Origin of the sequence: Mycobacterium sp., from assembly GCF_035314905.1 — a bacterium.
Classification (GTDB): Bacteria; Actinomycetota; Actinomycetes; order Mycobacteriales; family Mycobacteriaceae; genus Mycobacterium.
In genome coordinates this window covers 1-9,221 of record NZ_DATFYW010000196.1, presented here as the reverse complement: position 1 = coordinate 9,221, position 9,221 = coordinate 1, and the positions used below count along the sequence as shown (strand labels likewise).

The following is a 9,221-nucleotide window of genomic DNA, read 5'->3' as shown; positions in this document are numbered from 1 at the left end:
CGAGCTCGCGGACCGGTTCGGCGCGACGGTGCTGCTCAAGGGCAACGTCACCGTCATCGCCGACCCCGGCGGCCCGGTCTACCTGAACCCCGCCGGGCAGTCCTGGGCCGCCACGGCCGGTTCGGGCGACGTGCTGTCCGGGATGATCGGCGCGCTGCTGGCCGCCGGCCTGCCCACCGGAGAAGCCGCCGCGGCCGCCGCTTTCGTGCACGCCCGCGCCGCGAACCTGTCCGCCGCCGATCCCGGACCTGACCCGGCGCCGACGTCGGCGTCGCGCATCCTCGCCCACATCCGCTCCGCCGTCGCAGCCCTATAACGGAAGGACCAGCCAATGCCCCACGCATCGCACCCGACCCCGGCCCTCGCACCGGCCTACACCGGGCGGTTGTTCACCGCGCCGATCCCGTCACTGCGTCTGCCCGACGACTCGATGGATCCCGACGCGGCCCAGCTGTTCATCCACGACGAGTTGATGCTCGACGGCAGCTCACGGCTGAACCTGGCGACGTTCGTCACCACGTGGATGGAACCGCAGGCCGAGAAGCTGATGGCCGAGACGTTCGACAAGAACATGATCGACAAGGACGAATACCCGGTCACCGCGGCCATCGAACAACGGTGCGTCTCGATGGTGGCCGACCTGTTCCACGCCGAACATCTGCGCGACGACGACCCCAACAGCGCGACCGGCGTCTCCACGATCGGCTCCAGCGAGGCGGTGATGCTGGGCGGGCTGGCGCTGAAATGGCGGTGGAGGCAGCGCGTCGGCGACGGCTGGCGCACGCGCGCCCCGAACCTGGTCATGGGGTCCAACGTGCAGGTGGTGTGGGAGAAGTTTTGCCGCTACTTCGAGGTCGAACCGCGGTACCTGCCGATGGAGGAGGGCCGCTACGTGATCACCCCCGAGCAGGTTCTCGACGCCGTCGACGACGACACCATCGGCGTGGTCGCCATCCTCGGCACCACCTACACCGGTGAGCTGGAACCGATCGGGCGGATCGCCGCGGCCCTGGACAAGCTTGCCGCCGACGGCGGTGTCGACGTCCCGATGCACATCGACGCGGCGAGCGGCGGTTTCGTCGTCCCATTCCTGTATCCCGACCTGGAATGGGACTTCCGGCTGCCGCGCGTCGCGTCGATCAACGTCAGCGGCCACAAGTACGGGCTGACGTATCCCGGTATCGGCTTCGTCGTGTGGCGCAACCGCGAAAGCCTGCCCCAGGAGTTGGTGTTCCGGGTCAACTACCTGGGCGGCGACATGCCGACCTTCACACTGAACTTCTCCCGGCCGGGCAGCCAGGTCATCGGGCAGTACTACAACTTCCTGCGGCTTGGCCGTGCCGGCTACACCCAGGTGATGCAGACGCTGTCGTCGACCGCACGCTGGATCGCCGACGAACTAGGCAAGAGCAAACACTTCAAGGTGATCTCCGACGGCTCGGACATCCCGGTGGTGGCGTTTCAGCTCGCGGGTGATTTCGGATACACCGAGTTCGACGTGTCCGCCGCCCTGAGGTCCTACGGCTGGCAGGTGCCGGCGTACACGATGCCCGACAATGCGACCGACGTCTCCGTGCTGCGTGTCGTGGTGCGCGAAGGCCTCTCGGCGGACCTGGCCCGGTGTCTGCGGGACGACCTCACGGGCGTCCTGCAGCACCTTGACGCGCTCAAACCCCGAGGTTTCTTCAACAACCAACGGCTCTTCGCGCACTGAAACCGGCACCGGCCGGCGCGGCGCGCCGACCGGTTCTGGGACAATCGTCAGCGGTGATCTGACATGCATTCGATTCCGCTGGCGACCCCGCCGAACACCGGGCCCAACACCTCGGCCGAAGCCGTGGTGGACCTCGACGCGATCGCCAACAACGTCAAGGTGCTGCGCGAGCATGCCGGTGACGCCGCGGTGATGGCCGTCGTCAAGGCCGACGGCTACGGACACGGCGCAAGCCGCGTCGCCCGTGCCGCGCTGGCGGCAGGGGCCGCCGAACTCGGCGTGGCGACCACGGACGAGGCGCTCGCGCTGCGCCGCGACGGCATCAACGCACCGCTGCTGTCGTGGCTGCACGCCCCGGGCAGCGACTTCGCACCCGCGTTGCAGTCCGACATCCAGATCGCGGTGTCGTCGGTGCGCCAACTCGGCGAAGTGCTCGACGCGGTCCGGCGCACCGGCATCACCGCATCCGTCACGGTCAAGGTCGACACCGGGCTCAACCGCAACGGGGTCAGCGCCGCCGAATACCCGGTGATGCTCGACTCGCTGCTTCGTGCCCAGGCCGAGGGCGCGATCGGTGTGCGCGGGCTGATGTCCCACCTGGTGCACGCCGACGATCCCGAGCACCCCACCAACGATCTTCAGGCTCAGCGGTTTTCGGATATGATCGCGCAGGCTCGCGCACACAGGGTGCGCTACGAGATCGCCCACCTGTCGAACTCGCCTGCGGCCATGTCACGCCCCGACCTCGCCTACGACATGGTGCGGCCAGGAATCGCGGTGTACGGCTTGAGCCCGATCCCCGAGCGTGGTCAAATGGGGCTGGTGCCGGCGATGACGCTCAGATGCTCTGTCGCGCTGGTCAAATCGGTACGCGCGGGGGAGGGCGTGTCTTACGGTCACACCTGGCTCGCCGAGCGCGACACCACGCTGGCGTTGATGCCGATCGGCTACGCCGACGGCGTGTACAGGGCACTGAGCGGGCGGATGGACGTGCTGATCAACGGCCGGCTACGGCGCAGCGTCGGACGGATCTGCATGGACCAGTTCGTCGTCGACCTCGGGCCGAACGAAACGGACGTCCACGAGGGCGACACCGCGGTGCTGTTCGGCCCCGGCACCGAAGGTGAACCGACCGCACAGGACTGGGCCGACCTGCTCGACACCATCCACTACGAGATCGTGACCAGCCCGCGTGGACGAGTGACCCGGGTCTACCGGGAGGCCGGCCAAATTGGCTGAGAAAAAACCGCGGCAGCGCAGAGCCAAGACTCTCGACGAAAGGCTGGTGCGCCGGGCGGCGAAAAGTGCTGAACGCCTCCTTACGACGAGTAACGGCGACGAATTGCGCGGCCGCCGCGCGCGCCAGGCCGGCTGGATGGCCGGCGTCGCGGGACTGGCCGCTGTCGGCACCGTCGCCGGGGTGTCCGCCGCCCGCTCGGTCGGCAAGCGCAAAGACGTCGACGACCCCCATGCCGGGGAGAATTTCGACCTACTCGACGCCGATCGCGGTGGGGTGGTGACAACGCCGGACGGGGTGCCGCTGGCCGTGCGCGAGGTCGGGCCAGAAGATGCCCCGCTCACCGTCGTGTTCGCGCATGGTCTCTGTATGTGCATGGGCGCGTTCCACTTTCAGCGGGCACGCCTCGAAGAGGAGTGGGGCGAGCAGGTCCGCATGGTGTTCTACGACCAGCGGGGCCACGGCCAGTCCGGGGAAGCGCCCACCGACACCTACACGGTGACTCAACTGGGGCGCGACCTGGAAACGGTCCTGCAAGTCACGGTCCCCCGCGGCCCGGTGGTGTTGGTCGGCCATTCGATGGGCGGCATGACCGTGCTGTCGCACGCCCGGCAGTACCCGCAGCATTACGGCAGCCGCGTCGTCGGTGCGGCGCTGATCTCCTCGGCTGCCGAGGGCCTCCCGAGGTCCCCGCTGGGCGAGATCCTGCAAAACCCGGCGCTGGAGGCGGTCCGTTTCGCGGCCCGCTACGCGCCCAAGCTCGTGCTTCGCGGTCGCGGCGCGGCGCGCTCGGTGCTTCGTCCGATCCTGCGCGCCGCGTCGTACGGTGACGAGAAGATCAGCCCAACTGTTGTGGCGTTCTCGGAGAAGATGATCCACGACACGCCTGTCACCACGATGGTCGAGTTCCTTCATGCGCTGGAGGTCCACGATGAGAGCGCCGCGCTGCCCGTGCTGGCCAACATCGCGACGCTGATCGCCTGCGGCGACCACGATTCGCTGACTCCGCCGACGCATTCGAAGGAGATGGCGGCGGCGCTGCCGAAATCCGAGCTGGTGATCGTCGGCGGCGCCGGGCATCTCGTGCAGCTCGAGCAGCCGGAGGCGATCGACGACGCGCTGGTCCGACTGGTGGAACGCGCGACACCCTCGAAACTCGTCGCGTTCACCCGCAGGCTTCGCGAGAAGATGAGGCCGCATGGGTAACAGCGCGACGCTGCTGTTTGCCGACGAGACCTTCGCGCTGGGCGAGCGGCTGGGCGCCGAGCTGCGCGCGGGGGACGTGGTGGTGCTGTCGGGCCCACTCGGTGCGGGAAAGACCGTGCTGGCGAAGGGTATTGCGCGGGGGATGGACGTCGAGGGGCCTGTGACGTCACCGACGTTCGTGCTGGCCCGCGTGCACCGGGCTCGGCGTGCCGGAGGGCCAGCCATGGTGCACGTCGACATGTACCGGCTGCTCGACCACACCGGCAGCGATCTGCTGGGCGAGCTGGATTCGCTCGACCTCGACACCGACCTCGACCAGGCCGTCGTGGTGGTCGAATGGGGGGAGGGGCTGGCCGAGCGGCTTTCGGACCGCCACCTCGACGTGCGCTTGCAGCGCGGCACCGACTCCGACATCCGCACCGCCACATGGCAGTGGAGCCGGCAGTGATCGTGCTGGCGATCGACACGTCCACCCCCGCGGTCACGGCCGGAATCGTGCGCCGCGGCGAGGGCGGCCCCGAGGTGCTCGCCGAGCGCGTCACCGTGGATGCGCGCGCGCACGCGGAACAGCTGACGCCGAACGTGCTGGAAGCGCTGGCCGATGCCGGGCTCACCTTTGGCGACCTCGGCGCCGTCGTGGTGGGCTGCGGGCCGGGGCCGTTCACCGGCCTGCGGGTCGGCATGGCCACCGCCGCCGCATACGGCCACGCGCTCGACGTGCCAGTGTGTGGCGTGTGCAGCCTCGACGCGATCGGCGCGGTCACCACAGGTGAGGTGCTCGTGGTCACCGACGCACGTCGCCGCGAGGTCTACTGGGCGCGCTATCGCGACGGCGCGCGCATCGCCGGGCCCGCGGTCAACAAGGCCGCCGAGGTTCCGGCCGGATCCGACGAGGCGGTCGCCGGATCGCCCGAACACGCCGCGGTGTTCGACCTGCCGCGGCTCGAGGCGACCCACCCGACAGCACGCGGGCTGGTGCGGGCCGTCACCTGCTGGGCCGCGACACCCGCACCCCTGGTCCCGATCTATCTGCGCCGCCCTGATGCGAAGACTCTCGCCGAGCGCGAGGCGCTGGCGCGATGAGCCTGACGATCGACGCGCTGACCCGGGGCGACGTCGCCCGATGCGCCGAACTGGAAGCCGAGCTGTTCGACGGGGACGACCCGTGGCCCGCGTCGGCTTTCCTGCACGAGCTCGGCGCCCGGCACAACCACTACGTCGCCGCCCGCGCCGATGACAGCCTCGTCGGCTACGCCGGCATCGCGCGGCTCGGCCTGTTGCCGCCGCACGAATACGAAGTGCACACCATCGGCGTCGACCCGACCTATCAGGGGCAGGGAATCGGCCGGCAACTGCTGGACGCGTTACTCGAGTTCGCCCGCGGCGGCGCGGTGTATCTGGAGGTGCGCACCGACAACGCGGCCGCGATCTCGCTGTACCGCAGAGCGGGCTTCGTCGAGGTCGGACTGCGCAAGCGCTACTACCGCCTCAGCGGTGCCGACGCGTACACGATGCGGCGGGATCCGCCGGGCGCCGCGAGGAGACAAGCACCGTGACTGTCGTTCTCGCGATCGAAAGCTCCTGCGACGAAACCGGTGTCGGGATCGCCGAACTGCACCCCGACGGAACCGTGACCCTGCTCGCCGACGAGGTTGCCTCCAGCGTCGACGAGCACGCCCGGTTCGGCGGCGTGGTGCCCGAGATCGCGTCTCGCGCGCACCTGGAAGCCCTCGGCCCGACGATGCGCCGCGCGCTGGCGACGGCCGGTGTGGCCAAGCCCGACATCGTCGCTGCCACCATCGGTCCCGGGCTTGCCGGGGCGCTGCTGGTCGGCGTCGCCGCCGCCAAGGCGTATGCGGCGGCCTGGGACGTGCCGTTCTACGCGGTGAACCACCTCGGCGGTCACCTGGCCGCCGACGTCTACGATCACGGCCCCCTGCCGGAGTGCGTCGGGCTACTCGTGTCCGGCGGCCATACGAGCCTGCTGCACGTGCGGTCGCTGGGCGAGCCGATCGTCGAACTCGGCAGCACGGCCGACGACGCGGCCGGCGAGGCCTACGACAAGGTGGCGCGGCTGCTCGGGCTGGGCTATCCGGGCGGGAAGGTGCTCGACGACCTCGCGCGCACCGGCGACCGCGGCGCGGTCGTGTTCCCGCGCGGGATGACCGGTCCGTGCGACGACCCGTACGCGTTCAGCTTCTCCGGCCTGAAGACCTCGGTGGCCCGTTATCTGGAAAGCCACCCCGGCTACTCGCCCGCCGACGTCGCCGCGGGCTTCCAGGAAGCGGTCGCCGACGTGCTGACCGCCAAAGCGGTGCGCGCCGCCACCGACCTCGGCGTGTCCACGCTGTTGATCGCCGGCGGGGTGGCCGCCAACTCCCGGCTGCGCGAGCTGGGCGAACAGCGTTGCATTTCGGCGGGACTGACGCTGCGGATCCCGCGGCCGCGGCTGTGCACGGACAACGGCGCGATGATCGCGTCGTTCGCGGCGCACCTCGTTGCGGCAGGCGCGGAGCCATCCGCGCTGGTCGCGGCCGCCGACCCGGGGCTTCCCGTCGTTTCCTCAAACGTGTAGCAGGCCTCCCTTGAGTGCTAGCACTCCCATGTATAGAGTGCTAGGTGGCAGGCGGACAGCTCCCGGGTCGGCACCCGCGACGACGGCGCGAGGGCAGGGCGTTTTGCCGAACACCTGGTAATTCCGACAGGTCTGGGGAAGGCCCCAGATCGCATCCCGATCAACTGGAGGGCTCTAACGTGGCGAGCGTTAACATCAAGCCACTCGAGGACAAGATCCTCGTTCAGGCCAACGAGGCCGAGACCACGACCGCGTCCGGTCTGGTCATCCCCGACACCGCCAAGGAGAAGCCGCAGGAAGGCACCGTTGTCGCCGTCGGCCCCGGCCGTTGGGATGAGGACGGCGAGAAGCGGATCCCGCTGGACGTGTCCGAGGGCGACACCGTCATCTACAGCAAGTACGGCGGCACCGAGATCAAGTACAACGGCGAGGAGTATTTGATTCTGTCGGCCCGCGACGTGCTGGCGATCGTCAACAAGTAGCGACGAGCGTGTCCGCCCCGGCGATCCCCGCGTGACAGCGGCGGATTACCGGGGCGGCACGCGTGTGAAGACGGGACACGTTTATGGCAAAGCAGATTGAATACCACGAAACCGCACGCCGTGCGCTGGAGGCAGGGGTCGACAAGCTCGCGGACGTGGTTCGCGTGACGCTGGGCCCGCGCGGCCGACATGTCGTGCTGGCCAAGGCCTTCGGCGGTCCGACGGTCACCAACGACGGCGTCACCATCGCACGGGAGATCGACCTGGAAGACCCGTTCGAGAACCTGGGCGCCCAGCTGGTGAAGTCGGTGGCGACCAAGACCAACGACGTAGCCGGCGACGGCACCACCACCGCGACGGTGTTGGCGCAGGCGTTGGTGAAAGGCGGCCTGCGCAACGTCGCCGCGGGCGCCAACCCGATCAAGCTCGGGGCGGGCATCTCCAAGGCGGCCGACGCGGTCTCCGAAGCGCTACTGGCGGCGGCCACCCCGGTGACCGAGAAGAACGCGATCGCACAGGTGGCCACCGTGTCGTCACGCGACGAGCAGATCGGCGAGTTGGTCGGTGAGGCGATGACCAGGGTCGGCCACGACGGCGTGGTGACCGTCGAGGAATCGTCGACGCTTTCCACCGAGCTGGAGATCACCGACGGCGTCCAGTTCGACAAGGGCTTCCTGTCGGCGTACTTCATCACCGACTTCGACGCGATGGAAGCCGTTCTGGAGGACGCGTATGTGCTCCTGCACCGTGAGAAGATCAGCTCGCTGCCGGACTTCCTGCCGCTTTTGGAGAAGGTGGCGCAGACCGGTAAGCCGCTGCTGATCATCGCCGAAGACGTCGAGGGTGAGGCGCTGTCCACGTTGGTGGTCAACGCGATCCGTAAGACGCTGAGGACCGTCGCGGTCAAGGCGCCGTTCTTCGGCGATCGCCGCAAGGCGTTCCTGGAGGATCTCGCGGTGGTGACCGGCGCGCAGGTGGTCAACCCCGACGTCGGCCTGCTGCTGCGTGAGGTCGGCCCGGAGGTGCTCGGCACGGCCCGGCGGATCGTGGTCACCAAGGACACCACCACGATCATCGACGGCGGCGGCGGTGAGGAGGCCATCGCGGCGCGGGCGAGGCAGCTGCGCGCCGAGATCGAAACCACCGAATCCGACTGGGACCGCGAAAAGCTCGAGGAACGGCTGGCCAAGCTGGCCGGCGGGGTAGCGGTGATCAAGGTCGGCGCGGCCACCGAGACCGCGCTCAAGGAGCGCAAGGAGAGCGTCGAGGACGCGGTGGCGGCCGCCAAGGCCGCGGTCGAAGAGGGCATCGTGCCGGGCGGCGGCTCGGCCCTGGTGCAGGCCCGCTCGAAGCTCGCCGAGCTGCGCGGTTCGCTGGACGGCGACGAGGCACTCGGCGTCGACGTGTTCACGGGGGCACTGACGGCGCCGCTGTACTGGATCGCCACCAATGCCGGGCTGGACGGCGCCGTCGCGGTGAACCGAGTCAGCGAGTTGCCCGCGGGCCACGGGCTGAACGCGGCCACGCTGACCTATGGCGACCTTGTCGCCGACGGCGTCATCGACCCGGTCAAAGTCACCCGGTCCGCGGTGCTCAACGCCGCCTCGGTGGCCCGGATGGTGCTCACCACCGAGACGGCCGTTGTCGAGAAAGTAAGCCACGACGACGACGATGATCACGGGCATGGTCACGGCCATCACCATCACTAGAAGCACCTTGTAACGAAGCACCCCCGGTCAATTGGCCGGGGGTGCCTTCGTTTGTTGGGCGTTGGAGCGGGCCGCGGTCAGTTAGCCCGCCCGTCAGGGTCGACGCGCTGCCGCACGCGGTGCAATGTGATACTCGTCATATGACCACTGGTCACACCGGGCAGAAAGGCGGCAGCTCATGACCACGAGGGACAAGTACACGGACGTGCCCGCGCCCTACTCGTGGGAGGTCGCCAGTGCCGGCGACGCGCGCTTCACGTGGGAGTACGACGACGGGCGCGCCCGGCTCCTTTCCCTA

At 69.1% G+C, this 9,221-nt stretch carries 10 protein-coding genes; all 10 read left to right on the top strand.

The genetic code is table 11. The annotated features are described in order from the left end of the window. The coding region (locus VKG81_RS17185) for an NAD(P)H-hydrate dehydratase (protein WP_324397756.1) at nt 1-316 on the top strand (316 nt) is incomplete at its 5' end. Between the two features lie 15 nt (nt 317-331). After that, nucleotides 332-1,714 carry a glutamate decarboxylase gene (locus VKG81_RS17180; RefSeq protein ID WP_324397755.1) on the top strand — a complete coding sequence of 461 codons (1,383 nt, stop codon included), beginning with the start codon at nt 332-334 and terminating at the stop codon, nt 1,712-1,714. 63 nt (nt 1,715-1,777) lie between these two features. Beyond that, the gene (gene alr, locus VKG81_RS17175) at nt 1,778-2,953 is read left to right on the top strand and encodes an alanine racemase (protein WP_324397754.1); all 1,176 of its coding nucleotides are present in this window, start codon (nt 1,778-1,780) and stop codon (nt 2,951-2,953) included. 136 nt (nt 2,954-3,089) lie between these two features. After that, a complete protein-coding gene (locus VKG81_RS17170; protein WP_324397757.1) occupies nt 3,090-4,157 on the top strand; it encodes an alpha/beta hydrolase in 1,068 nt (355 codons plus the stop codon). Further along, entirely contained in the window at nt 4,150-4,605 is a 456-nt protein-coding gene (gene tsaE, locus VKG81_RS17165) for a tRNA (adenosine(37)-N6)-threonylcarbamoyltransferase complex ATPase subunit type 1 TsaE (protein ID WP_324397753.1), read from the top strand. The genes VKG81_RS17170 and tsaE overlap by 8 nt, the downstream gene beginning before the upstream one ends. Further along, complete coding sequence (gene tsaB / locus VKG81_RS17160; RefSeq protein WP_324397752.1) at nt 4,584-5,240, top strand: tRNA (adenosine(37)-N6)-threonylcarbamoyltransferase complex dimerization subunit type 1 TsaB; 657 nt, start codon at nt 4,584-4,586, stop codon at nt 5,238-5,240. The genes tsaE and tsaB overlap by 22 nt, the downstream gene beginning before the upstream one ends. Beyond that, on the top strand, nt 5,237-5,713 hold the full coding sequence (rimI, locus tag VKG81_RS17155) for a ribosomal protein S18-alanine N-acetyltransferase (RefSeq protein WP_324397751.1): 477 nt from the start codon (nt 5,237-5,239) through the stop codon (nt 5,711-5,713). Before tsaB ends, rimI begins: the two co-directional genes overlap by 4 nt. Then, nucleotides 5,710-6,732: a tRNA (adenosine(37)-N6)-threonylcarbamoyltransferase complex transferase subunit TsaD gene (tsaD, locus tag VKG81_RS17150; protein ID WP_324397750.1), complete on the top strand. Its 1,023-nt coding sequence runs from the start codon at nt 5,710-5,712 to the stop codon at nt 6,730-6,732. Before rimI ends, tsaD begins: the two co-directional genes overlap by 4 nt. 179 nt (nt 6,733-6,911) lie before the next feature. Further along, nucleotides 6,912-7,214 (top strand): co-chaperone GroES, encoded by a 303-nt coding sequence (gene groES / locus VKG81_RS17145; RefSeq protein WP_066982812.1) that lies wholly within the window; start codon nt 6,912-6,914, stop codon nt 7,212-7,214. An 83-nt stretch (nt 7,215-7,297) separates the two neighbouring features. Further along, the gene (gene groL, locus VKG81_RS17140; RefSeq protein ID WP_324397749.1) at nt 7,298-8,923 is read left to right on the top strand and encodes a chaperonin GroEL; all 1,626 of its coding nucleotides are present in this window, start codon (nt 7,298-7,300) and stop codon (nt 8,921-8,923) included. Nucleotides 8,924-9,221: the final 298 nt, after the last annotated feature.

Excerpts from the sequence above, each read along its gene's own strand:
- VKG81_RS17180 (WP_324397755.1), top strand. The coding sequence starts at position 332 with ATGCCCCACGCATCGCACCCGACCCCGGCCCTCGCACCGGCCTACACC.
- alr (WP_324397754.1), top strand. The coding sequence starts at position 1,778 with ATGCATTCGATTCCGCTGGCGACCCCGCCGAACACCGGGCCCAACACC.
- VKG81_RS17170 (WP_324397757.1), top strand. The coding sequence starts at position 3,090 with ATGGCCGGCGTCGCGGGACTGGCCGCTGTCGGCACCGTCGCCGGGGTG.
- tsaE (WP_324397753.1), top strand. The coding sequence starts at position 4,150 with ATGGGTAACAGCGCGACGCTGCTGTTTGCCGACGAGACCTTCGCGCTG.
- tsaB (WP_324397752.1), top strand. The coding sequence starts at position 4,584 with ATGGCAGTGGAGCCGGCAGTGATCGTGCTGGCGATCGACACGTCCACC.
- rimI (WP_324397751.1), top strand. The coding sequence starts at position 5,237 with ATGAGCCTGACGATCGACGCGCTGACCCGGGGCGACGTCGCCCGATGC.
- groL (WP_324397749.1), top strand. The coding sequence starts at position 7,298 with ATGGCAAAGCAGATTGAATACCACGAAACCGCACGCCGTGCGCTGGAG.